Genomic DNA, 23,514 nt, shown 5'->3' on the forward strand with positions numbered 1-23,514 from the left:
ATCAGTATTGGTTTACAAATTTTGCGTCGCTACACTTTACCAAAGATTTGCCCGTGCGGCTCGCACCTCATTTCCTAATTTTCTTGAGAGCTTCGGCTACATCGTTATATGTTACGGTTTTATCTTTAAAATAAGAAGAAAGTACGCGTTTTTCCTCTTCGGTAGCCCCTAATTGGTTAAAAATGTTGTTCAAGTGCATTTTCATATGCCCCTTCTGGATTCCCAGACTAATCAGCGAGCTTACAGCCGAAAAGTTCTGTGCTAACCCCACACAAGCCACTATTTGCATTAGCTCACGGGCGTTAGGCTTTTCAAGGATTTCAAGAGCCGTTTTTACCAAAGGGTGCAATGTAGTAAGTCCGCCCACGGTGCCCAAAGCCAAAGGGATTTCAAGGGCAAAGAAGAAAGTATCACCCTCTATCCACGCACCCGATAAGCTCTTGTACTGTCCGCTACGAGCAGCATAAGCGTGCGCACCAGCTTCTATGGCACGAAAATCATTACCCGTAGCCAAAATTACCGAGTCAATACCGTTCATTATACCTTTGTTGTGAGTGGTAGCACGGTACACATCAGCATTGGCAATAGCGAGTGCTTGCACAAATTTCTTCGCAGCTTCAGCACCTTTTAAGTTGGCAATCTCCAACTCCTCAATAGGGCATTGCACTTTTGCGCGCACCAAACAGTTAGGCACATAGTTCGAGAGTATCGACATTACGATTTCATACTTATCACCGATAGAGGCGTCCCGTTCCGCTTCTTCTCTAAACGTCTGTGCAAAGGATTCTAAGCACGAATTGATGAAGTTCGCACCCATCGCGTCTAAGGTTTCAAAAGTAGCCGAAAGCTGATAATAGTGCGCCAAAGCATCGGTTTTGTCCACTAAGGTAAGAGAAGTAATACCGCCCCCGCGTTTTTCCATATTGGCAGTAATGGGTTGCGTTTTGGCGAGCATCAAGGGTTGTATGTGGTTGAAGAAGTTTTCTAAATTAGTTTTTTCACCGTAGAAGAAGAAATGTACGTGCCCTGTTTTTTCGGTAGAAAGCACTTCGGTATGAAAACCGCCACGGCTTTGCCAGAATTTAGCTGCCCTGCTAGCAGCTGCCACCACCGAGCTCTCTTCAATAGCCATAGGTACAGTATAAGTGCGCCCGTTGATGAGGAAGTTAGGTGCTACCGCAAAGGGCAGATAGTAGTTAGAGACTGTATTTTCAATAAACTCGTCGTGCAGTTTTTGAAGGTCAGTATCAGCGTTGTGGTACTTTTCAAAAAAAGATGCAGCATTCTCTATATTAGGGAAATAAGTATCGCAAAGCCAGGCAATCTTTTGGGCTTTGGTAAGTTTAGAAAAACCGTCTATCTGTTTCATCAGTTGTTAAGTATTAGTGTTCAGCTTTTAGTTTGGGAGGCAAAGGTAATAATAATTAATATATTCGCAAGTTTGTTCATTTACAAAATATTTTGTATCTTTGTACTTTAAATAACAAAAATCAATATAGAATGAAAAGAACAAAACTATTTTTAGCTGTAATGTTATTCAGCAGTATAGCGATGTTACAGGCACAAGTAAAGCCAGGTTTAGAAGTGAAAATAGGAGGCAATATAGCAGGACTTTATTACGCCGATTCTTCTAATAGTGATAGAACTTTTACCCCAGGTTTTCATACAGGGGCGTTGTTCAGTTTGAACTTCCCTACCGGATTTGCTCTTGAAACAGGTTTAATGCTCAACACCAAAGGGCAAGCCTACGAGTATAAATATAAAGAAGGTAAAGAAAAACAAATCAGTGAGTTGCATTACACTTATGGTTATTTAGAGATGCCTTTTTATGTAGGCTATAAACTTAAACTCAGGAATGTAAAACTCGTTTGGAAAGCAGGTCCTTATGTAGCAGCTGCTTTGTGGGGCAATAGTCGTGAAGAATGGGCTTACTACAAGAAAGATAAGTTAAAGGACTATAAAGTAACCAATCGCCATTCCCTCAGCATAGGTAATCGTTCTTCTGATGATTTACGCCCTTTTGATGCTGGATTAAACTTAGCCACAGGCGTAGAAATCAAACGATTTACAGCAGGTATTCAGTACGGTATAGGTTTCAGCGATGTGCTCCCTAACCGTTCTGAGAGTACCTCAAACCAAGTGTTTAGCCTTTCAGTAGGATACAGAATATTTTAAATAGGAAAGTATAGTATAAAATAAAAAACAAAAGCCTCAGCATTACGCTGAGGCTTTTGCAATTCCTAATCCTTAAAAATATGAAAAATTTCCTCTATGAAGAAGATCTCGTGGTACCTCCAGGAATCGAACCAGGGACACAAGGATTTTCAGTCCTTTGCTCTACCAACTGAGCTAAGGTACCTTCTTTCATTACGGGTGCAAAAGTAATACTATTTTCGAAACTTGCAAAATATTGAGCAAATATTTTGCAAGTTTTTTATTCTTTATTTTATAATTTACTAATATTCAGGTTTGTCTTTTGGATATTTTGCCATAAACGACTCTACTTTTTTCACCATATTTTCCGAACCACAGAAGAAAGGCACCCGCTGATGTAGCTTTGTAGGCTTGATGTCCATTATACGTCCATAACCATCTGAAGCTTTACCTCCTGCTTGCTCAGTAAGAAAAGCCATAGGATTGCACTCATAAAGCAGGCGTAATTTACCTCTTGGCGTACGTGTACCTTGCGGGTAAATATAAATCCCACCTTTGAGCATATTGCGGTGAAAATCGGAGACCAAAGAACCTATATATCGAGAGGTATAAGGACGGTCGTCCTCTAATGCTTGGCAATATTTGATATAATCTTTTACTCCTTGTGGAAAATGCACATAATTTCCCTCATTAATCGAATAAATATTACCATCTTTGGGATACCTCATATCAGGGTGAGAAAGGTAATAAGTACCGATAGAAGGGTCGAGTGTAAAACCGTTTACTCCGTGTCCTGTAGTGTAGACTAACATAGTAGAAAGCCCATAGACCACATACCCTGCCGCCACTTGCTTCTTGCCTTCTTGCAAGAAATCTTCCAATTGCACAGGTGTACCTATGGGAGTTATACGTTTGTAGATAGAGAAGATTGTGCCCACCGTTACATTTACGTCGGCGTTGCTCGAACCGTCCAGTGGGTCGATGAGCACCACATATTTGCTATTAGGACTGTTTTCAGAAGCCGTAATCGGTATAAAGAATTCGTTTTCTTCGGAAGCTATGCCACATACTACATCGCGCTGTGTAAGCGCACGGATAAAGAGATCATTAGCAAAGACGTCTAATTTCTTCTGTACTTCACCTTGGATATTCTCCTTGCCCATATCGCCTAAAATATCCTCAACAAGCCCCGCTTTATTTACTTCACGGTTTACTAACTTAGAGGCTAATTTGATAGCACTCAGCAAACGTGAGAGCTCACCTGTTGAATGTTGGAAGTCCTTCTGATTTTGAATGATGAACTCCCCTAAGGTAAGATGTGTTTTCATTTTGTTGATATTTAATGTATAATTATTGGCTAATCTAAGGGGCACTTTTTCCTAATTTGCTAATTGACAAATTTACTAATCTGCCAATTTATTTAGGTAGAGTTGTATTACATTTTCTAAACCTAAATAGAGTGCTTCACAAATAAGTGCGTGCCCTATGGATACTTCTGATAAATTAGGAATATTATCTTTGAAGTACTTCACATTGTCGAGACTCAAATCGTGTCCTGCATTGAGTCCTAATCCTACTTTTTGTGCTTCTAAGGCTGCTTTTATATAAGGGGCTATCTGGGTTTTATCACCGCGAGCATACTCACGAGCATACTTCTCAGTATAAAGCTCCACACGGTCAGCTCCTGTGGTAGCGGTAGCCGTTACCATTGCTTCCACTGGGTCTACAAAAAGAGAGGTGCGAATGCCGTTGCGCTTAAATTCGGTAACTACTTCGGTTAAGAAACTTTTGTGTTTAACAGTATCCCAACCTGCATTAGAGGTAATAGCATCTTCGGCATCAGGAACAAGAGTTACTTGGGTAGGTTTTACTTGTAACACTAAATCTATAAACTTAGGGATAGGGTTGCCCTCAATATTGTACTCGGTGGTTACTACTTTTAGCAAATCGAAGGCATCTTGGTAGCGGATATGACGTTCATCGGGGCGAGGGTGAATAGTGATACCTTCGGCACCAAACTGTTGTACATCTTTGGCTACTTGTAACAAATCGGGGATATTGCCTCCACGAGCATTGCGCAAGGTGGCAATCTTATTAATGTTTACACTTAGTTTTGTCATTGTTTTTTTGTATTATAAACTGTCTTGAGGTTGAGTCTCTTCCTCTTCTACTTCTTTACGAAGAATAGAATCTTTTTTTGTAGGAGTTGTCCTGTAAGCCTTAGGGTTGTATTTAGGGTCGGAGATGTTAAAGCTGGTAGTATCTTTGTCTTGTTGAGGTTTGATATTACCTACAAGCACCTTTTTCAGTGAAGCGAGATACTCATCATTACTTTGTATTTTACCTTCTAAGGAATCTACCCTAAAAAGCAAGTTTAAAGTCTCGCGTTTGTTTTCTACGGCAGTATACCCTAAGATATACTGACGCAAAGGTGAATAGATAATCAGCACGGTGGTGAGCGTAATGAGCACAAAGGCAAACAAGGAACCAAACACAAAGATATTAAGACGACTCAAGCGGAAGGAGGTTTTCTCCTCATAAGTACTGTCGTCCATTACTACCAAGCGGTATTTACTGAGCCACTTGCGTTTCCAATATTCTTTTCTCGATTCTTTATTCGTTGCCATTATACTGATTAGTTATTCCACGCTGATTACCTTTTCTATTTGAGGTACAAACTCTTTGATAGTCATTTCCACTCCACTTTTAAGTGTGAGTTGGTTTACTGAACAGTTAGTGCAAGTACCTTCTAATCGCACTTTTACGATTTTGCCATCTTCGATATCCACTAAAGAAATATCTCCCCCATCGTTTTGCAAATAGGGACGTATCTTATCTAAAGCTTTTATTACTTCTTGTTTAAGTTCTTCTGGGTTCATTGATATTAGGTGTTAAGAGTTAAAAGATAAAAGGTAAAAGGGTAAGTATAACTCTTTTGGTTTCTTATTATTTACTACTGCACCCTGCCATATTGGTAATCTTGATAGCCTCAGAGGGTGGGAGGTTTTCGTTGCGAGTGACTACATTCTTCACCACTTCTTGTGCTAAGGAGTGGAAGGCTTTTGCTTGCGGACTGTCTTCTTGCAACGCTATGGGTTGCCCTGTATCGCCTGCTTCACGAACGGCTTGTACTAAGGGTATTTCGCCTAAGAAAGGCACTTTTAGTTCTCCTGCCAAGTGTTTAGCTCCCTCTTTACCAAAGATATAATACTTGTTGTTCGGCAATTCCTCAGGGGTAAAGTAAGCCATATTTTCTACGATACCCAACACAGGCACATTGATATTTTCTTGTCCGAACATTGCTACCGCACGACGAGCATCGGCAAGGGCGACAGGCTGTGGAGTGCTCACTACTACTGCCCCTGTGATAGGTAAGGCTTGCATAATGCTCAGGTGAATGTCGCCTGTACCTGGGGGAAGGTCGATGAGGAGAAAATCTAATTCGCCCCAATAAGCCTCGAAAATGAGCTGGTTAAGGGCTTTGGCTGCCATAGGACCTCTCCATATCACTGCTTGATTGGCATTGGTAAAGAACCCAATTGAGAGTATTTTTACCCCGTAGTTTTCGATGGGCTGAATAAACGATTTATCCTCAATGGTTACTGAACGCGGACGCTCGGTGGCTACATCGAACATCATAGGGATAGAAGGACCATATACATCGGCATCGAGTACACCTACTTTGAAGCCCATTTTGGCAAGTGCTGCTGCTAAGTTGGCTGTAACAGTACTCTTTCCTACGCCTCCTTTGCCTGAGGCAACGGCTATGATATTCTGAATACCTGGAATAGGTTTCCCTTTAATTTCAGTAACTTCGGGGGCGATTACTTTTACATTTACCACTACTTTGGCTTTCTCGTTTACTTCGCCGTGAATGGCTTTCATCACCTCTACTTCGGTGCGTTTTTTGGCTTGCAGACTGGGGTTGTTTATCACTACATCTACTACCACTTCATCACCGAAAACTACTATATTTTGTACAGCACCGCTATCTACCATATTTTTTCCTTCACCAGGAGTGGTAATCTTGCGGAGCGCTTCTAATACGTCTTTTTTTTGAATAATCATCTTTTTAGTTATGAGTTAAGAGTTAATGAAAGGTTAATGGTTAAAAGTTTTGCAAAGGTAGAACTTTAAAATGAGAAAAGCAAATTTAAAAAATTGTTTGTAGGACGAAGAAGCGAAATTAAAGATAGGAGGAAGTATAGCTTGGGCTAAGTGTATGATAAGTAATAAGTAAAAAGGGGAAGACCTAAAATAGTAGCCTTCCCCTTTCTTAGAATGAGAGTATTAATTTTTTATTTTTTAGTTTTTTTCTCTAAGAGGGATATATATTTGCCATAACCTTCTTTTTCCATATCGTCTTTGGGGATAAAGCGCAATGAGGCACTGTTGATACAATAGCGCAAGCCTCCTTTATCCTTAGGTCCATCGTTAAAAACGTGACCGAGATGTGCGTCGCCTAACTTACTGCGCACTTCGGTACGAGTCATATTATGAGATTTATCGGTTTTTTCTTCTATGAGTTTTTTATCAATAGGTTTAGAGAAACTTGGCCAGCCACAGCCTGATTCGAACTTATCGGTAGAGATAAAGAGGGGTTCGCCGGTGGTAATATCCACATAAATACCTTCGCGGAACTCGTTGTAATAGGCATTGGCAAATGGGCGCTCGGTAGCGCTTTCTTGGGTAACGGCGTATTGCTCGGGGGTGAGTTGCTTACGAAGGTCGGCTTGAGAAGGTTTTTTAAAGCCTTTCTGTTTGACTGGATTGGCTTTGCGTGCTATTTCAAACAAGGCTGGTGAAATATGGCAATAGCCTTGCGGATTCTTATCTAAATACGCCTGATGATATTCTTCGGCTTTATAAAAGTTCTTTAAAGGGAGCACTTCTACTACTATGGGTTTACTGTATTGAGTGGCAAGTGTGGCAATAGCTTTGTCGATAAGCGGTTTTTCGGTTTCGTTTACGTAATAGATGCCTGTGCGGTATTGCGTGCCACGGTCGTTGCCTTGTTTGTTGAGAGAAGTAGGGTCGATGATTTTGAAATAGAGGTCGAGCAGTTGGTTGAGGTCGATGAGTTGAGGGTTGTAGGTTACTTTTACGGTTTCGGCAAAACCTGTATTGCCTGTACTTACTTGTTCGTAACTGGGGGCTTTGGAGAGTTTGCCATTGGCATAGCCTACTTCGGTGGCGAGTACTCCGCGAATTTGTTTAAAGAAGTGTTCGGTACCCCAGAAGCAACCTCCTGCAAAATAGATGTCAGTAGATTTTGATTTGTTTGTTTTTTTCATTTCTGCTTGTTGATGAGTTGAATTTTCGTCGTTAGTGATAAGTGAGGGTGTTCTTTGGCTATTGCCGTTAGCACACCCTGTTGTGAAAGCTATTGCCATAAGGCAGAAAAAATAGGTTTTCATTCTTAATGATTTTTTTAATTGATGAGTTCTTGTTGATGATTTATTTTACCGCAATAGAGCTTCAAAAATAATGCCAGACTAATTAGTAAATTAGTAAATTAGAAAATGAGGTGTAGGCTATAAGAAACGCCTTAGCGGAAGGATTGTTAGTTAATATAACCCTTTTCTTTATTCGTCCCTCGTCATTCGCCCCTCGCCCTTCGTCATTTCTTCCTTTTTCCGTCACAACATTCCTCTTTTTGAACGGAAGTCTGCGAGAGCGGAGTGTGTGTAAAGTGGGATGTTATCCCTATTGCCTATGGCCTAAGACCTCACACTTCCCCATTTACTAATTTTCTAATTTGCTAATTCCCTAATTATCCCTTCTCCTTTCCGTCATACTCCCCCCCTATTGCCTATGGCCTAAGGCCTAGTGCCTCTTCCTCTTTCTTTCGCCTCGAAACCCTCTTTTTGCCATTTTTTATATCGCTGTATTATATTATGAATCAACTTTTTATATACCCTTTCTATAACAATCGTCCAAGATTCGTATAAGCTTCCTATAAGCTCTCTATAAGCTAACCACACCCTCCTTACACCCTTTTTTCATCAAAAACCCTACTTCCCCTTTTTTGAATTTCTCCGTTTCCTTCCGAATGCCCCTAACAGCCCCAACACATCGCTTTTTCATCTCAAACTTTGGCAAAGTTTAAAACTTTGTCAAAGTTGATGCTCCAAAAAATTGCCCGTGCGACTCGTACCTCTTTTCCTCATTTCCTAATTCTCTAATTTTCTAATTTCCTAATTTTCTCCCGCCCGTACGGTTCGCACCTAATTTACTAATCACTCAAACTCTCATTAGCCTAAAAACACTTCAATTTCAATAAAAGAATAATATTTCAAAATGTTAAATAAAGTTAAATTTCACAGAAAGTTACAGTTTAATAAATAGCGCTTAAAAGCGAATTATGAGTCCCTATATACTTGAAAATAAGTATTTTGCAAAGCAATATGTGAAAAACTGAAAAAAACGCAATGTTTTTGGCGATTCTCTGAAAATATTGCAAAGAATTCAGCAAAATGATGAAAAAAAATAGGGTATTTTCAGAAAATGCACTTGTTTTATTCAAAAAATAGCATTAGGAAATTATACACATTTGGTTATTTAACATAGAAAAAAATTACCCATAAAATTTGCTTTTATAATTTTTTTTTCTGAACCTTTGCAAAATTAATTGAACGAAATAATATAATAGCGATGAAAGAAAAATTGATGTATGCACTGTTATGCACTGTGCTGTTCTTTGGTGTTGCCTTTGCCCAAGAACGCACCGTAACAGGGGTAGTAAAAGATGAAGCAGGCACTCCACTACCCGGTGCCTCAGTACTGGTAAAAGGTACTTCTCACGGGGTCGCCACCGATTTCGATGGTAAATACTCTATTAAAGTACCCAATGACAGCGCCGTATTAGTTTTTTCTCAGCTGGGGAGCGCCTCAGTAGAGAAAGTAGTAGGTACTGCCAAAGTGATTAACGTTACCCTTCAAGACGAAGCCCAACAGCTTAAAGAAGTGGTACTCACCGGTTACCAAGAAATTAACAAAAAACTCTTTACCGGTAGTTCACAAACCCTCAAAGCCGACAATATCAAAATGGACGGTGTGGTCGATGTAGGTCGTATGATCGAAGGTCGATCAGCAGGGGTAAACGTGCAGAACATCTCCGGTACTTTTGGTACTTCACCTAAAATTACCATTCGCGGGGGCTCATCTATCTTCGGCGATACCAAACCGCTATGGGTGGTCGATGGTGCCGTACAAGAAGAGGTAGTAAACCTCAGCTTCGAACAACTCGCTTCGGGTGATGCTTCTACCCTCGTAAGCTCTGCTATATCAGGTATCAATGCCAACGATATCGAGAGTATCGAAATCCTCAAAGACGCCTCAGCTCTTTCTCTCTATGGAGCACGCGCTCTGAACGGTGCCGTGATTATCACTACCAAAAGTGGTAAGAAAAACATAAAAACACAGATAAACTACCAATTGGAGCAATCCGTTCGTATGATTCCTAACTACAATCAGTACGATATTATGAACTCTCAAGAGTCAATGGGTATCTACCGCGAATTGGAACAAAAAGGCTACTTTTCTCTTTCTTCATATACCCAAGCGCGTTACGGTGGGGCTTATAATATAATGTATCGCGCTATTGATACGTATGATCCTGCTACCGGTCGCTATGGCTTAGAAAATACCGAAGCCGCTCGCATCGCCTTCTTGCGCAAATATGAATATGCTAATACCGATTGGTTCAAAACGCTCTTCCGTCCGTCGCTTACTCAAAACCATACGGTGAGCCTTTCAGGAGGAGGTGAAAACGCAACTGTATACGGTTCTGTGGGCTTTTTTGTAGATCCCGGTTGGACGATTGCTGACCGCGTACACCGCGTAACCGGTAACCTCAAAACAACTTATAATCTTTCACAAAACGTGAAAGTGGGAATCCTTACTCAAGGCTCTATCCGTACCCAAAGAGCTCCTGGTACTTATAACCGTTCAGCTAATACCGTGAGCGGTGGTTACGACCGTGATTTCGATATCAACCCTTTTAGCTATGCGCTCAACACCACACGCGCCTTACGCCCTTATGGCGATGATGGTAAGTATGAGTATTACAGCTATAACTATGCTCCTATGAACATCCTCAACGAGCTCGCTAATAACTATATGGATTTGAACGTACTTGAGTATAAAATTCAAGGTGATTTAGAAATAAAATTAGCCAAAGGTCTTAAATACAACTTCCTCGGTTCTGTTCGTCACGTAAAGAGCTCGAACGAACATTCTATGAAAGAAAACACTAACGTAGTAGGGGCTTATCGCGCCAATCGCACTACCGTGATTGCTAAAGCCAACCCTTTCTTGTTTGAAGACCCTGAAAATCCCGACAGAATCCCACAAATAGTATTGCCTAACGGAGGTATTTATAAGCTTACTGAAAACAACCTCCAAAGTTACTATTTCCGCAACGCTTTAGAGTACAAAGGTTTGTTTAAAGATGTACACGATGTGAAAGTATTCTTAGGACAAGAGTATCGCCATACCGACCGTGATAATCAAACTTTCACTGGCTATGGTTATCAGTTTGCACGTGGAGGCACCGCCTTTACCGATTATCGCGCTATCCAAAAAGCAATTCAAGATAACTCACCTTATTTCGAAAAAGGTTTTACCAAAGAACGCGGTATAGCTTTCTTCTTGCAAGGTACTTATAGTTACCAACAACGCTATGTGTTTGCAGGAACACTGAATTATGAAGGTTCTAACCAATTAGGTAGAAGTCGAAGCGCTCGCTGGTTACCTACTTGGAATGCTAGTGTGCGCTGGAACGCTACTAACGAGAAATTCCTCGAAGATAATAACACCATCTCTAACCTCGCTTTCCGCCTTAGCTACGGACTTATCGCTGGTTTAGGTTCAGCTAGCAACGCCTTGGCTATCTTTAAAAACCAAGTGGCTAACCGATACAACCTCAATGATAGAGAAAACACTATCTATATCGCCGAACTCCAAAACTCCCAACTTACTTGGGAAAAAGTATATGAAACTAACTTCGGGGTAGAACTCGGTTTGTTTAAAAACCGTGTGAATCTTTCTATGGACTTGTACCAAAAGAACTCTAAAGACCTGATTGACTACGTGCGTACCTCAGGGATAGGAGGACAATTGTTGAAATTGGCAAACAATGCAGCTATGACTACCAAAGGTATTGAGCTTGCTTTGGATACTAAAAACATCAAAACCGATGATTTTAGTTGGAATACCGGTATCAATTTCGCTTATTTTAACCAAGAAATTACATCACTTACCTACCGCCCTAACGTTTATAACTTAGTACGAGAAGTAGGAGGAAATATAGTGGGAGGTGCTCGCAATACCTTGTACTCTTTTGATTTCAAAGGATTGAACGATAAAGGCTTACCTTTGTTCAACCTCCGCAATGGCAGTACTAAGTTTGAAGATATCGATTTCCAACAAATCGACAATATCTTGTCGTTCCTCAAAAAAGAAGGAGCGGTAGAACCTAATATCACTGCTGGTCTCTCTAATACTTTCCGTTACAAAAACTGGGAACTTTCTACTCTTATCACCGCTCAAGCAGGTAATAAGCTCCGTAAACCCGACCAGTATTCAATCGATTATAACGACCTCAGCGTATTCCCTAAAGAAATGAGAAACCGCTGGATACAACCCGGAGATGAACACATTACCAATATCCCTGGTATTGCCGATAAGAGAACTGTAAACGAAATAGGATATAGAACTCTACGACGCGTGTACAACGCTTACAATTATTCTACCGAACGTGTAGTAGATGGTTCGTTTGTACGTATGAAAAACATCTCGCTTTCGTACACTTTCCCCAAAGAAGTGTTAGAGCAATTGAAGGTGAACAACCTTACTTTGCGCTTGCAGGCAGCTAACCCTTTCCTTATCTATTCCGATAAGAACCTCAACGGTCAAGACCCCGAATTCTTCCGTTCTGGAGGGGTAGCTTATCCGGTAACCGCTCAATATACCTTTACCATCAACCTTGGAATCTAAAAACGTAAGTAAATGAAAAAGAATATATATATCCCTATCATAGCAGTTGCTTTGGGGCTTCCCCTTAGCAGTTGCGACAAGTTCCTCGACGAAGTACCTGATGCACGTACTGAACTCGACTCTCCAGAAAAAGTGCAAGAGCTCTTAGCTACCGCCTATCCCAATGCTTTGTATGCAGAGTTTTGCGAAACAATGAGCGATAACGCAGGCGATAAAGTAAAACTCTCTCCTTCTTCTGTGCTTAACAATCAAATGTACGCTTGGGAAACCAATAATGAGTACAATACAAGAGATACGCCTGCTCATTATTTCTACGCAGCTTATGAAGCAGTAGCCACTGCTAATTATGCTTTGGAAGCTGTACAAGAACTCGGTGGCAACAGCAACCTGAACTACCTCAAAGGCGAAGCTCTTGTCGCACGTGCTTATGCACACTTTATGTTGGGGCTATTCTGGTGTAAGCCCTACAACCCCGCTACTGCCACTTCCGATTTAGGTTTACCCTATAGTACCAAAGCCGAAAGAAAAGTTTTTGAAATATACAAACGTATCCCTTTAAAGGATTATTACGATGCTATCGAAAAAGACTTGATTGAAGGCATATCTCTTATCGATAATAGCAAATATACTAAACCTAAATTCCATTTTACTAAAGAAGCTGCTCACGCTTTTGCAAGCCGTTTCTATTTAGTAAAAGGTGATTGGGATAAGGTAATAGAACACGCTGACATAGCCTTAGGGGCTAACCCCGATAACAAACTACGCGACGTGAAGGCACAACGCTCTCGTACTTACGCACAACAAAGGTTGCTCTACGCCAGCGCCGATGAACCTGCTAATGCCTTGATAGTAGGAGCTTCTTCTGTATATAGTAGAAATTTTGCGTTCAATAAATACGGCTTAACCTTAGAAAAATCTGAAGAAATATTGAGTGCAGACTCTCACCCCTTCGGATTAGACTGGTCTTATCCGGTTTTTGGAAATGAGGACTATCGCAATATCCCTAAATTCCAAGAGTATTTCAAATACACCAATGTTTCAACTGGAAATGGCTACCCTTACAATATGGCAGTACTTATTTCTTACGACGAGGTCTTCCTAAACCGTTTGGAAGCTTACGTGATGAAAGGTGAAAAAGCTAAATTCCTTACTGATTTAGTACTGTATTTAAGAAAGAAAACGTCACAAAACATTCGTCCTAACTTTGCTTTAGATGAAGCTACTATGAATAGGCTTTATCAAAATAAAGGTACTGAGTTCGACCCGGCCTACACCCTCTCTACCCAGCAACGCGAATGGTTGCAATGCGTAGTAGATGTGAGAAGAGCTGCTTTCGTGTTCGAAGGTTTGCGTTGGATCGATAACAAACGCCTCGGTATGAAAGTTGTTCACCAAAAAGGTAGCGAAACCTTAGAGCTTCCTAAAAAAGATCCTCGCCGTGAACTGCAAATCCCTGAAGATGCTATCTCCAATGGTATCACCTCAAACCCTCGTTAATTGTTAATCATAATTTGCTAATAGTATGAAAAAATTATATATCACAGCAGTGTTGGCTCTATCATTAGCTGCCTGCAACAACAAAGAAAACCTCGACCCCGAGAGTGTAATTCAGCCTCGTGTAACGGCTAAAACTCCGTTAGACACCTATATCTACGACAATTTCCAGCGCCCCTATAACATTATAGTTACCTATAACTATATAGATGCTGATTTTGAAATGGGAAAATACTTTTACCCTCCTACCGAAGCAAAAGTGCAACCGATGCTCGAAATCGTAAAAAAAGTATGGATTGATGCTTATACCCAAGTGGCAGGACAAGACTTTATCAAAAGTATTGCTCCGCGCCAAATCTCGCTTATCGGAGGTTATAATGTAAACAGCGATGGTACTATTACCCTTGGGTTTGCCGATAGTGGTATGAAGATCACCCTTTTTAATGTAGACCAACTCGACACTCACAACCACAGCGGTACTCGTCAGTATTTCCATACCATTCACCACGAGTATTGCCACATTATCAACCAGAAAAAACCTTACTCTGAAGAGTATGGAAAAATCACTCCTTCTGGCTATACTTCAAACTGGTACAACGTAAAATTAGTCGATGCGAATAATGCAGGCTTTATCACCCCATATTCTATGCTCAATGATATCGAAGATTTTGCCGAGATGACCTCTGGTATGCTCAGTATGAGCAAAACCGCTTGGGATGCTAAAGTAAATGCTATTAGTGATGAAAAAGGTAGAGCCTTTATTCGCAAAAAAGAAGCTTTCGTAGTAGAGTACTTCAAAAGTGAATGGAATATCGATATTTACCAGCTACAAGAAGTAGTAGAAAACCAAATGCTATCTGTATTACAATAAAACCTAAAACACGATGAAAAAGTTATTATATTTATCCTTTATCGCTTTGGCACTTTTTGCTTGCCGAAAAAATGAACCCGATGACCTCTTCGGAGGCAAAACCCCTGAGCAACGCTTTGAGCAAAACCAAGCTGAATTGCGCCAAGAACTCACATCTCCTCAGCAAGGTTGGAAGTTCGTATATCATACCAATGAAAATTTCGGGAATTTTATCTTCTTGATGAAGTTTACCCCCGAAGGTTTTGTGTCTATGGCTTCCGATGCAACCTTACCAGGTACCCCTAAAAGTAGTAAATACGAAATTAAATGGGGGCAAGGCACTTTGCTTTCTTTTACAACTAAAAATTATCTTCACGAACTCTCCGATGCAAAGAAAGGAATACCAGGAGTAGGTTTTGCAGGTGATTTTGAGTTTGTATACTTCGGTAAAGAAGGTAATAAACTCAAGTTTAGAACCCAGCGTAAAAAAACCGAACAATTTGTGTATTTCGAGCCCGCTACCGCACAAGATTGGGCGGATATCGAAACGCTTTCTAAAAATGTAAACACTCTTGAAGAAAATAGTGATAAATACTATTTTAAAGTGGAGAATAATGGCGTAACTACTTACTATAATATGGAGTATGATAGCAGAAACATACTTCTTACTCCTCTTTCTGACCCCAATACCACTTTACGAGCAACTGTTTCGTCCAGTAAAGCAGGTATTACTTTTAACCCTGCTCTCACTTTACAAGGTAAGGCCTTTACAGAATTAGTATGCGATAACAGCACTACTCCTCCTACTTACAAAGCAACCGTAGATGGTGTAACCGCTGAAGCCTTTTTCTCTCAGTTTCCTCCTGATGAATTTGTCAGTGATGATTATAAAGACATAGGAACTAAATATAAACAATTACTATTCTTTGGAGATCCTTTAGCTCAGTATAGTTCAGAAACATTTGTCCAAAATGTCTTGAAAATAGATAACACTAAATCGTTCAGTAGAATTTATTTTGTTTTTGACAAAAATACTGGAAAATGTGATGTTACATTGCTTTATGCATTCCCTAATAAATCTAACTTGTCTAGAATTGTATATACATATGATTACGAATTTAAAAACAAACGTTTGTTTTTATCGAATCCACAATTCACAACGAATGGTACTACTGATATTGCTCTTTGGAGAGCTCCGGAGAATGCCGATGTTTTTGCAAAAGTTACTTCAGCTATCAATAACATTTTGTCTGCCTCTTCGGAAGGTTTTTATATAGACAAATATCCAAAAAATATCAAGTATACTAATACTATATACTCATTGACAAGTCGTAGTATACCTACATTTTCTTTCCTTGCTTATGCAAGTAATTAAAAAAAGAAACACATTAGAGTCTACAAAAAGTAACCTCTAATGTGTTTCAAATTCTTATGTTAATTATGTACAAATTTATCCTTATAGTATGCGTACTCCTGCTCATTACCCATATTTTCTATGAGCCCTCAGTAATAGGTATTACTGCCCTATTACTGCTTATTGTGCTATCTATTTGGAAAATAAAACATCCATAAAATAAATATCTTATGAAAAAGTTTATCCTACTCTTGTTCGCTATGAGCCTCTCGTTCTGCTCTAAGAACGACAACGATGCTGTAGATAACCCTATTGACCCAGTGGAAAACACCACTCTAATGAAAGAACTTACTGCTTCTTCCGAAGGATGGAAACTTACTTATATTTCTGCTGACGACTCTTTTGGAGGCTATCAGTTCCTGATGAAGTTCGACACTCAAGGAAAAGTATCTATGCTCTCCGACCTCAGTGGCACTACTACCCCCACTATCAGTAGCTATAGTACCCAAGAAGAGGCACGTGGTTTGGTGCTCAGTTTTATAGGGCAGAATCAAATCCATCTGTTAGCCGATGCCTTACAAGGGGAAATAGGCTATGCCCATACGGGGAAGGTATATCAGTTTTTGTACACAGGTAAAGATGGTAACAAACTCAAATTCCAGAATCTACTTGTAAAAGGCAATTCTTTTATTTACTTTGAGCCTGCCACCTCTGCCGACTGGACACGCACCCCTGCTTTGTACAGAAATATCACTCCGATTACGGAAAATGCAACTCATTATTATCTAAAAGTAAGCACCGCTACGGGCACTCCTACTACTTACCCTATTCAGTTTACCAATAGAGTGTTGGCGCTGAAAGATACCCAAAGTAAAGTAGCTGTTTTAGCAACTGAAAAAGGCGTTGCTTTCAATCGCACTTTCACTTTAGGAGGGCAACCTTTTACCGAGTTGGAACGCGTTGCAGGTAATATGCCTCCGGTGTATAAGGCAACAGTAAATGGGGTTACTGCCGAACTTTTCTATTCCTCAGTACCTCCTAATTTCTTTGACAACGACGATTATAAAGATGTCAATACCACTATTGAAGGGTTTGCTCTTATAAGCCAAGCTTTCAAAAATAATGAATATATGAGTGAAGCCTTCTATGAAGATGTCTTAAAAGTCAATGCTTCTACCGACCTCTTTATGCTTAGAATAATGTTTGATGGCACTGATGATTGTAATATACAAATAGGACATCGATTCCCTGATAGCGGATTCTCTATACTACAAATAAGTTGTAAATACGAACTCAAAAACAAACGTTTATACTTAAAAGACAGTGATAAAAATTTGAGTACTAGCGATGCTAAAGCTTGGAGCGATGAGAAAAACAAGGCTATCTTAGAGCAAGCTAAACGTGCGTTAGGTGCCATCTACGACCTTGGTACACAGGGCTTCTATATTAAAAAATTAAATATAAAAGTTCAACCTCAAGAAGATAACCCCGTATATCTATTGCAAAGCTATGAATTTCCTTTGTACGCTTTCCCTATTTGGGGAGTACCTAAATAAGGGGTCAGTTATTGGACGGAGTGTGATTGGTCTGACAATTCTGACTTTCAATCCTTGAAAGCTTAAAAAACTAAATATAAAATGAAAAAGTTATTATTATCCCTGTTATTATGCGCTACTGTTAGCGCTTTTAGCCAAGAAAAAGGAACCGTTAAAGATAGTATTCCGTATGCGAAATGGTCTTGTGAATTCGATGCAGGATTAGGGCTTGCTGAAATGGTGAGCAGTGATTTCCAAATGAGAGGTGATTTGCTACGCCTGCAAATGCGAGTGCTCTACTCTCCTGAAAAAAACTTCCGCTTTGAAATGGGGTTTGGAGTCAGCGAGTTTTCACAAGGAAGTTTTCAGCAAAGTGAAAGTAACTACGCAATGCTCAGAGTCTCTACCCTTGATGTGCCCTTGAGATTAGCTGTGGTTACTCCTGTGAGCCCTAATATTGGTATTGTTACAGGTGCCGGACTTCATCTCAGCACTCCTTTGTGGCGACAATTCAAAACTCAGGATGTGAACAACAAAGGTTGGATAGGAGGTACTGTCAATCTCGGTTATCATCTTTTTGGAGGAATAGATTTATACGCTTCCGATCATAGCAAATTAGCAATTTTTGGCGAAATAGGAGGCTCTTTTTGGAACAAAGGTAATTACATCACTCGTTACCACGCTGTCATCAATTTTAGTTATATTTATACGCTTTAAAATAGCGTAAGTTCTCGCAGATGCAAGGGTCGTAAAGAGGGGAGTATGGCGATATAAAAGAGGAAATAGTATTTGGTTATACCCGACTAATATTGATCAAAAAGAGAGGGGAGACAGTTTATGTAAACTGTCTCCCCTATTGTTATATAAAATAATAGCGATGGGATTTTTCTATGTTTTAAAATACTTCTCTAAACTCTACTTCTTTATCGGTTTTGTTTACGATGAGTATTTCAGAAGACTGGGCTGTATGACCTAAATCTTTACCTTCATCTATAGTATATTTCACCAAAATACCACCTGTAAGTGTGGTTTCTAAGGCTTTTACCACTATTTTTACTTCCTTATTGCTGGCAGGGGCCACGATAGCTAAAATGCTCTGTTTGCTAAAATCAATAGCGGTAGGGCGCGCCGTGATAGTAGTAGCACCTCCAAAGATACGGTCAAAATCAGCTTGTGAGTCGATTTTTAAAGTTTCTACTTTTGTATTTTGAAAAGTATTATTCACAAAATAGTTCTCAGCGGGAGTGTAACTCACAGCGTTTTTGCTGTTGCCACAACTGATGAGAAACGTTGCTATTACTGCCATACTTAGGATAAGTCTTTTCATTATTTGTGAGTTTTTAATGATAAACTGCTAACATATGGGCAAAAACCGTGCCAAGGCTATAAAAGGTCACGTGCAATAAGGCGTTCCATACCCATTTTTTTTGCTGCACGGTCACCTTGTAAACCGTGTAAAAAGACACCTAAGCAAGCAGCTTCTACCGCACTATAACCCTGAGCTCGTAAGCCCGTAAGCATTCCGGTAAGCACATCGCCACTACCTGCCGTTGCCATTCCTGCATTTCCAGTGGAATTTATCCAATACTTTTCTCCATCGGTTATCATCGTGTAGGCTCCTTTGATGAGAAGTATTACTTTGTGCTCTTTAGCAAAGGCTTTAGCTTTGGTGAGCTTGTGCAGGTCGTCGTCCCACTTACCTATAAGACGCTCTAATTCCTTGGGGTGTGGTGTGAGAATTGCATTTTTGGGAAGGTTTTTTAATTGTTCAGGATGTTGAGCGAGGATATTCAGCGCATCGGCGTCTATTACAAAAGGAATATCGGGGTACTGCTGAAAAAGACCAAAGAGTGCTGAGGCGGTTTCGGGATGCGTACCCCAACCGATACCCACACCTATGGCAGAGGGCGTAAAAGGAATCTCTGCTGTCTTATAGTGTTTTTCTTCCTCACAGGTGAGTACCATCGCCTCGGGCAGAGCAGTTTGCAGTATGTTATAACCACATTGGGGAATAGCAACGGTAAGCAGACCTGCCCCTGCGCGCAATACGGCTGTTCCGCTAAGCACTACTGCCCCTATTTTACCATAACTTCCCCCTACAAGCAATGCGTGTCCATAAGTACCCTTGTGCGAAAATTTAGTACGTCGTCGTTGTAATTGCTGAATATCGGATTCTAGATAGTAGAAATCCGGGTGAAGAGTCTTTAAAAAATGCTCGTCTAAACCTATGTTGAGCACTTCCCACTTACGGATATAGCAACCTGTGGAGGGAAGGAAGAAAGGCAATTTTGGGGTTTGAAAAGTGAGCACTTGGTGAGGGTGTACCCAAATCTCCTCGGGAGACGGAATACGTTCGGTAGGCAGACCCGAGGGCATATCTACACTTAATATATAGCTGTTAGAGTTATTTAAATTCCCAAATATTTGTTGTATCCATTTAGGAGCTGGACGGTTGAGTCCAATGCCAAAAACAGCATCTATCACTATCTTACCAAACGTAATATTACTTGCTTGCTCGGCTCGTATTTCGGCAATCGCAATTCCTTGTGCTTCTAAGAGTTCTTTGTTGTGCTGGCAATCGGGCGATAGGTGTTCGCTGAAACAAAGTAGATAAATATTCACTTGCCAACCATCAGCTATGAGCATACGCGCCAAAGCGAGACCATCTCCTCCGTTGTTCCCCGTACCTGCCAATACGGTAACAGTTCGCTCTTTGGGGAGGTGTTCTTTTATCCACTCAAAGAGTTTGGTTGCGGCGCGCTCCATCAGTTGCCACGAGGTGATACCTTCAGCAGAGATAGTATGCGCATCAGCTTCGCGCATTTGTTGTGTGTTTAGAATTTTCATTTCTCTAAAGTAAAAAGAAGTTAGCTAATCAAAACATTTGCTCATCTACTAATCTGCTAATTTCTAAATTAAATTGCGTGTGTAACTCGCTTTTAATTCTTATCAGGTTTATAGAGTGATTGCTTAAAGAGCTCATCGGGTTTCATTGCTAAGATTTTCAACATAGATTTCTCTTTGTGATTTTTGGCATAGGCTTGTACTATGCGCAACCCTATAAATCTACCTATTTGTCCTGGTGATTCGTTGTCTAATTCTAAGTAAAACTTAGAGAAGGGAGCTGGATACAAAAAGCGGGTGAGTAGTTTCTTATCTGTTTGATACAGCAATTCTTTTTCTATAAAATAACGCCATATCTCAGCTTCGTTTGCCTCAGCCCAAGCGTATTTCTTTGCGTCATATCGCAAAAGGTCAGCGGGTGTTTTTTTGGGTAATAACTCGCTTTCTAAATAGAGCTTCTTGCCCTCGTAAATCATATTGTCCAAGAAAGTGAGATGTATGCCACGAGGTACCAGTTTATCGGCAAAAGCATCAGCTACATCTATCACAAGGTTTTTCTTGTCTAAATCAGCCCTGATGTACTTATCCATATCTTGGTAGTATTTGTGTTGAGTTCCTAAGTAATTATCTGTACCGATAAGTAAGAGGCTATCGGCATAAATCACTCGGGTTTCATAAGCTACCCTACTGATGAGCATCACTACCTTAGGTGGCTCAAACTTAGGGAAATAGTACTTAATATGCTGAAACAAGTTCTTAATCTCTTTCTTTTCAGCAGAAAGTGTGCCTACACTCTTTTCAATTTCTCCGTACAAATCGGCATAATGCAGATTCGCAAAAGCAGGAATATCAGGGAAGATAGAACCCTTTCGTATCTCACACCACTCTTCGGGAGTAACGCTCTGAGTGAAAAAATAAGGATACTGTGCACTTAACTCACCCATTTTTGCGTCGGGAGTCTTCATAAAGAGCGAATCAAGACGTATCCAATCAAAGTTCATCGGAATCGCTGCTATTTCTTTCTCTTTTTTGTCGCTACAAGCCATTGCTAATAGCAGACTCGTAAAAATAAATATTTTCTTTATCATAGTATTTGTTATTAGTCGTTAGTTTTAGCTCTTAGATTATTGTCCAAATCAGCTATATCCCACACCAAAAAACTGCATATCTGTTCCTCTTTGGGTGCAAAGATAAAGCAAATTTATCAATTTAACAATTAGTTGTCAGTCTTCAGCCTCGTATAACCAGTCCAGCTCGCCCAAGTAATCGCCTGTCATACTGCAACCAATAATAAGAAAAGTCGTTCAGCACTTTGCCAAACGACCTTTCACAAATATTAACCCTCTAAAATTATTTCTTCTTTTTCTTCTCAAAATTCACCGCACACGAGTCGATTTCCGATACGCGCAAAGTGTTTACCATTCCCTTGCCTTGCATTGGCATCGACACGAGACTTATCATTATATCACCCATATCCACGTAGCCTTTTTCGTTGGCAATGTGGTTAATGTCTTCAATAAGCTCATCAGTAGAAACAAAGCGGTCGTAGTAGAAAGTAGTTACCCCCCACAAAAGGTTCAACTGGGTGAGGATACGCTTGTTGGCAGTAAAGATGAGAATGTGCGAATTAGGTCGGTACGACGAAATGCGAAAAGCAGCATACCCACTGTTTGTAAGCGAAGTAATCACTTTGGCATTGGTGTCGTTCGCCATCTTGGCTGCGTGAAAACAGATAGTGTTAGTTACATAGCGCAACGAACGGATAAAAGGTGTAACAAGTGGTACTTGTATCAAATTCGAATCCTCTACACTCTTGATGATGCGAGTCATTTGTTGGATTACCTGTACAGGATATTTTCCTACCGAAGTTTCGCCTGAAAGCATTACCGCATCAGCACCGTCCATTACCGAGTTTCCTACGTCGTTTACCTCAGCACGGGTAGGTGTCAAACTGGAAATCATACTTTCCATCATTTGGGTAGCGATGATTACCGGAATGTGGTGTGATTTAGCTTTGCGCACCAATTCTTTTTGGATAAGAGGTACTTCTTCAGCAGGGATTTCTACTCCAAGATCACCACGGGCAACCATAATCCCATTACAAGCTGCCATAATCTTATCAATATTCACCAAGGCTTCTGGCTTTTCTATCTTGGCAATGATAGGAATTTCGTGACCTGCATTCTCTTTGATGAGGTCTTTTAAATCCTGAATATCTTCAGGGTGACGCACAAACGATAACGCAAACCAGTCTACGTCTTGTGTGATAGCAAAAAGGGCATCACGCACGTCTTTTTCGGTAAGCGCAGGGAGTGATATTTTGGTGTTAGGCAAGTTCACGCCCTTTTTAGATTTCAGTGGACCGCCTTGCACTACTACCGCTACTACCTCGTCTTCGCGGTTGGTGGATTCTACTTCAAAGATGAGCTTCCCATCGTCTAACAAGATACGCTCTCCTGGGTTCACGTCCATCGGGAAAGCTTTGTAGTTCATATACACGCGCTCTTTAGTACCTACGAAGGGCTCTCCGGTAACGAAAGTAACTCGGTCACCAGGGTATACCGTAGCGTCGTCTTCCATTACCCCCACACGCAACTTAGGACCTTGTAGGTCAGCGAGGATAGCGGTATGAAAGCCGTTTTCTTCGTTGATTTGGCGAATCATTTGCACGCGGTTGCGCACATCGTCGTAATCGGCGTGCGAGAAGTTGATGCGGAATACATTTACCCCCGCAACCATCATATCTCTTATCACCTCAGGACTCTCGGTCGCTGGACCTAAGGTCGCTACAATCTTTGTTTTCTTTGTATTTAACATTCTTGAAAAATCAATTTATATTTTTTATCTAGGGTATCAATTGCTATTTCTCGTGCGGTAGTGGCAGGCACTTCACGAAGCCGATTTAAAATTTTCGGTATATCCAGCCGCCCTTCAGTATCTATCTTCAAAAAGTAATCCACCTTCTTTTCGTTCTCAACCAAATATTGGACCTGTGGCAGTTCTTCAAAAAGGGTAACCACAGCGGTAGGAGCTTGTGTGTCTTGCAGTTTGTTAGCTATACAATGCCAAGTAATATCCGTAGAGGTATCCTCCCAAGTATAATAAGAAAACTGCCCTCCCGAAGACACCGTCAAACAAGCCTTTCCTTTTGTCTTAGCCAACTGCAAATGTAGCGTTTTATTTAAAAAATACGCCAGCTGATAGTCTTCCAAATGGGTGTGAAGAGCGATAAGTTTATAATCGCAAAAAAACTCTGTCGATAGCTTCAGTTTTGCCATAACCAC

At 40.5% G+C, this 23,514-nt stretch carries 20 protein-coding genes and 1 tRNA gene; 8 read left to right on the forward strand and 13 right to left on the reverse strand.

Going from position 1 to position 23,514, the window contains the following annotated elements; translation table 11 throughout:
• Positions 1-67 precede the first annotated feature (67 nt).
• Positions 68-1,369, reverse strand: a complete 1,302-nt coding sequence (locus HW278_RS07065) for a hydroxymethylglutaryl-CoA reductase, degradative (RefSeq protein ID WP_178977386.1) — start codon at positions 1,367-1,369, stop codon at positions 68-70.
• 131 nt (positions 1,370-1,500) lie between these two features.
• On the opposite strand from HW278_RS07065, the gene HW278_RS07070 reads away from it, so the two are divergent.
• Positions 1,501-2,175 (forward strand): porin family protein, encoded by a 675-nt coding sequence (locus HW278_RS07070; RefSeq protein ID WP_009419037.1) that lies wholly within the window; start codon positions 1,501-1,503, stop codon positions 2,173-2,175.
• A gap of 111 nt (positions 2,176-2,286) precedes the next feature.
• Here the strand turns inward: HW278_RS07070 and HW278_RS07075 are convergent.
• The 7 genes from HW278_RS07075 to msrB form a co-directional block, all read right to left on the reverse strand.
• Positions 2,287-2,359: transfer RNA gene (locus HW278_RS07075), tRNA-Phe, on the reverse strand.
• Between the two features lie 97 nt (positions 2,360-2,456).
• Complete coding sequence (fbp, locus tag HW278_RS07080) at positions 2,457-3,482, reverse strand: class 1 fructose-bisphosphatase (RefSeq protein WP_015782248.1); 1,026 nt, start codon at positions 3,480-3,482, stop codon at positions 2,457-2,459.
• 75 nt (positions 3,483-3,557) lie between these two features.
• Positions 3,558-4,274 carry a pyridoxine 5'-phosphate synthase gene (locus tag HW278_RS07085; RefSeq protein ID WP_178977387.1) on the reverse strand — a complete coding sequence of 239 codons (717 nt, stop codon included), beginning with the start codon at positions 4,272-4,274 and terminating at the stop codon, positions 3,558-3,560.
• Positions 4,275-4,286: 12 nt separating this feature from the next.
• Positions 4,287-4,781, reverse strand: coding sequence for a hypothetical protein (locus tag HW278_RS07090; protein WP_053581602.1), 495 nt, complete (start codon positions 4,779-4,781; stop codon positions 4,287-4,289).
• A gap of 12 nt (positions 4,782-4,793) precedes the next feature.
• Complete coding sequence (locus tag HW278_RS07095; RefSeq protein WP_009421579.1) at positions 4,794-5,033, reverse strand: NifU family protein; 240 nt, start codon at positions 5,031-5,033, stop codon at positions 4,794-4,796.
• Positions 5,034-5,100: 67 nt separating this feature from the next.
• Positions 5,101-6,222, reverse strand: a complete 1,122-nt coding sequence (locus HW278_RS07100; protein WP_178977388.1) for an Mrp/NBP35 family ATP-binding protein — start codon at positions 6,220-6,222, stop codon at positions 5,101-5,103.
• 230 nt (positions 6,223-6,452) lie between these two features.
• Complete coding sequence (gene msrB, locus HW278_RS07105; protein ID WP_178977389.1) at positions 6,453-7,571, reverse strand: peptide-methionine (R)-S-oxide reductase MsrB; 1,119 nt, start codon at positions 7,569-7,571, stop codon at positions 6,453-6,455.
• 1,237 nt (positions 7,572-8,808) lie between these two features.
• Here msrB and HW278_RS07110 point away from each other — a divergent pair.
• From HW278_RS07110 to HW278_RS07135, 7 genes are all read left to right on the forward strand, one after another.
• Positions 8,809-12,153: a SusC/RagA family TonB-linked outer membrane protein gene (locus HW278_RS07110; protein ID WP_178977390.1), complete on the forward strand. Its 3,345-nt coding sequence runs from the start codon at positions 8,809-8,811 to the stop codon at positions 12,151-12,153.
• 12 nt (positions 12,154-12,165) lie between these two features.
• Positions 12,166-13,650, forward strand: coding sequence for a RagB/SusD family nutrient uptake outer membrane protein (locus HW278_RS07115; RefSeq protein WP_178977391.1), 1,485 nt, complete (start codon positions 12,166-12,168; stop codon positions 13,648-13,650).
• Positions 13,651-13,675: 25 nt separating this feature from the next.
• On the forward strand, positions 13,676-14,518 hold the full coding sequence (locus HW278_RS07120) for a putative zinc-binding metallopeptidase (protein WP_178977392.1): 843 nt from the start codon (positions 13,676-13,678) through the stop codon (positions 14,516-14,518).
• 13 nt (positions 14,519-14,531) lie between these two features.
• The gene (locus HW278_RS07125; RefSeq protein ID WP_178977393.1) at positions 14,532-15,872 is read left to right on the forward strand and encodes a DUF4302 domain-containing protein; all 1,341 of its coding nucleotides are present in this window, start codon (positions 14,532-14,534) and stop codon (positions 15,870-15,872) included.
• Between the two features lie 65 nt (positions 15,873-15,937).
• A complete protein-coding gene (locus HW278_RS12580; protein ID WP_255493551.1) occupies positions 15,938-16,069 on the forward strand; it encodes a hypothetical protein in 132 nt (43 codons plus the stop codon).
• A 12-nt stretch (positions 16,070-16,081) separates the two neighbouring features.
• Positions 16,082-17,407, forward strand: a complete 1,326-nt coding sequence (locus tag HW278_RS07130; protein ID WP_178977394.1) for a DUF4302 domain-containing protein — start codon at positions 16,082-16,084, stop codon at positions 17,405-17,407.
• A gap of 81 nt (positions 17,408-17,488) precedes the next feature.
• Positions 17,489-18,103 (forward strand): hypothetical protein, encoded by a 615-nt coding sequence (locus tag HW278_RS07135; protein ID WP_178977395.1) that lies wholly within the window; start codon positions 17,489-17,491, stop codon positions 18,101-18,103.
• Positions 18,104-18,281: 178 nt separating this feature from the next.
• Here HW278_RS07135 and HW278_RS07140 read toward each other — a convergent pair whose 3' ends face one another.
• From HW278_RS07140 to HW278_RS07160, 5 genes are all read right to left on the reverse strand, one after another.
• A complete protein-coding gene (locus HW278_RS07140) occupies positions 18,282-18,713 on the reverse strand; it encodes a hypothetical protein (protein WP_178977396.1) in 432 nt (143 codons plus the stop codon).
• A gap of 56 nt (positions 18,714-18,769) precedes the next feature.
• Complete coding sequence (locus tag HW278_RS07145) at positions 18,770-20,233, reverse strand: NAD(P)H-hydrate dehydratase (protein WP_178977397.1); 1,464 nt, start codon at positions 20,231-20,233, stop codon at positions 18,770-18,772.
• 92 nt (positions 20,234-20,325) lie between these two features.
• Positions 20,326-21,318 carry a gliding motility lipoprotein GldB gene (locus HW278_RS07150; RefSeq protein ID WP_178977398.1) on the reverse strand — a complete coding sequence of 331 codons (993 nt, stop codon included), beginning with the start codon at positions 21,316-21,318 and terminating at the stop codon, positions 20,326-20,328.
• A 262-nt stretch (positions 21,319-21,580) separates the two neighbouring features.
• Positions 21,581-23,047, reverse strand: coding sequence for a pyruvate kinase (gene pyk, locus HW278_RS07155; protein WP_009419067.1), 1,467 nt, complete (start codon positions 23,045-23,047; stop codon positions 21,581-21,583).
• Entirely contained in the window at positions 23,041-23,508 is a 468-nt protein-coding gene (locus HW278_RS07160) for an IPExxxVDY family protein (RefSeq protein WP_178977399.1), read from the reverse strand. The genes pyk and HW278_RS07160 overlap by 7 nt, the downstream gene beginning before the upstream one ends.
• Positions 23,509-23,514: the final 6 nt, after the last annotated feature.

The sequence above is a fragment of the Capnocytophaga sp. oral taxon 902 genome (assembly GCF_013394735.1).
Taxonomy (GTDB): Bacteria; Bacteroidota; Bacteroidia; order Flavobacteriales; family Flavobacteriaceae; genus Capnocytophaga; species Capnocytophaga ochracea.

Bases quoted from the DNA above. Each gene is read 5' to 3' on its own strand.
- HW278_RS07065 (WP_178977386.1), bottom strand. From the start codon at position 1,369: ATGAAACAGATAGACGGTTTTTCTAAACTTACCAAAGCCCAAAAGATT.
- HW278_RS07070 (WP_009419037.1), top strand. From the start codon at position 1,501: ATGAAAAGAACAAAACTATTTTTAGCTGTAATGTTATTCAGCAGTATA.
- fbp (WP_015782248.1), bottom strand. From the start codon at position 3,482: ATGAAAACACATCTTACCTTAGGGGAGTTCATCATTCAAAATCAGAAG.
- HW278_RS07085 (WP_178977387.1), bottom strand. From the start codon at position 4,274: ATGACAAAACTAAGTGTAAACATTAATAAGATTGCCACCTTGCGCAAT.
- HW278_RS07090 (WP_053581602.1), bottom strand. From the start codon at position 4,781: ATGGCAACGAATAAAGAATCGAGAAAAGAATATTGGAAACGCAAGTGG.
- HW278_RS07095 (WP_009421579.1), bottom strand. From the start codon at position 5,033: ATGAACCCAGAAGAACTTAAACAAGAAGTAATAAAAGCTTTAGATAAG.
- HW278_RS07100 (WP_178977388.1), bottom strand. From the start codon at position 6,222: ATGATTATTCAAAAAAAAGACGTATTAGAAGCGCTCCGCAAGATTACC.
- msrB (WP_178977389.1), bottom strand. From the start codon at position 7,571: ATGAAAACCTATTTTTTCTGCCTTATGGCAATAGCTTTCACAACAGGG.
- HW278_RS07110 (WP_178977390.1), top strand. From the start codon at position 8,809: ATGAAAGAAAAATTGATGTATGCACTGTTATGCACTGTGCTGTTCTTT.
- HW278_RS07115 (WP_178977391.1), top strand. From the start codon at position 12,166: ATGAAAAAGAATATATATATCCCTATCATAGCAGTTGCTTTGGGGCTT.
- HW278_RS07120 (WP_178977392.1), top strand. From the start codon at position 13,676: ATGAAAAAATTATATATCACAGCAGTGTTGGCTCTATCATTAGCTGCC.
- HW278_RS07125 (WP_178977393.1), top strand. From the start codon at position 14,532: ATGAAAAAGTTATTATATTTATCCTTTATCGCTTTGGCACTTTTTGCT.
- HW278_RS12580 (WP_255493551.1), top strand. From the start codon at position 15,938: ATGTACAAATTTATCCTTATAGTATGCGTACTCCTGCTCATTACCCAT.
- HW278_RS07130 (WP_178977394.1), top strand. From the start codon at position 16,082: ATGAAAAAGTTTATCCTACTCTTGTTCGCTATGAGCCTCTCGTTCTGC.
- HW278_RS07135 (WP_178977395.1), top strand. From the start codon at position 17,489: ATGAAAAAGTTATTATTATCCCTGTTATTATGCGCTACTGTTAGCGCT.
- HW278_RS07140 (WP_178977396.1), bottom strand. From the start codon at position 18,713: ATGAAAAGACTTATCCTAAGTATGGCAGTAATAGCAACGTTTCTCATC.
- HW278_RS07145 (WP_178977397.1), bottom strand. From the start codon at position 20,233: ATGAAAATTCTAAACACACAACAAATGCGCGAAGCTGATGCGCATACT.
- HW278_RS07150 (WP_178977398.1), bottom strand. From the start codon at position 21,318: ATGATAAAGAAAATATTTATTTTTACGAGTCTGCTATTAGCAATGGCT.
- pyk (WP_009419067.1), bottom strand. From the start codon at position 23,047: ATGTTAAATACAAAGAAAACAAAGATTGTAGCGACCTTAGGTCCAGCG.
- HW278_RS07160 (WP_178977399.1), bottom strand. From the start codon at position 23,508: ATGGCAAAACTGAAGCTATCGACAGAGTTTTTTTGCGATTATAAACTT.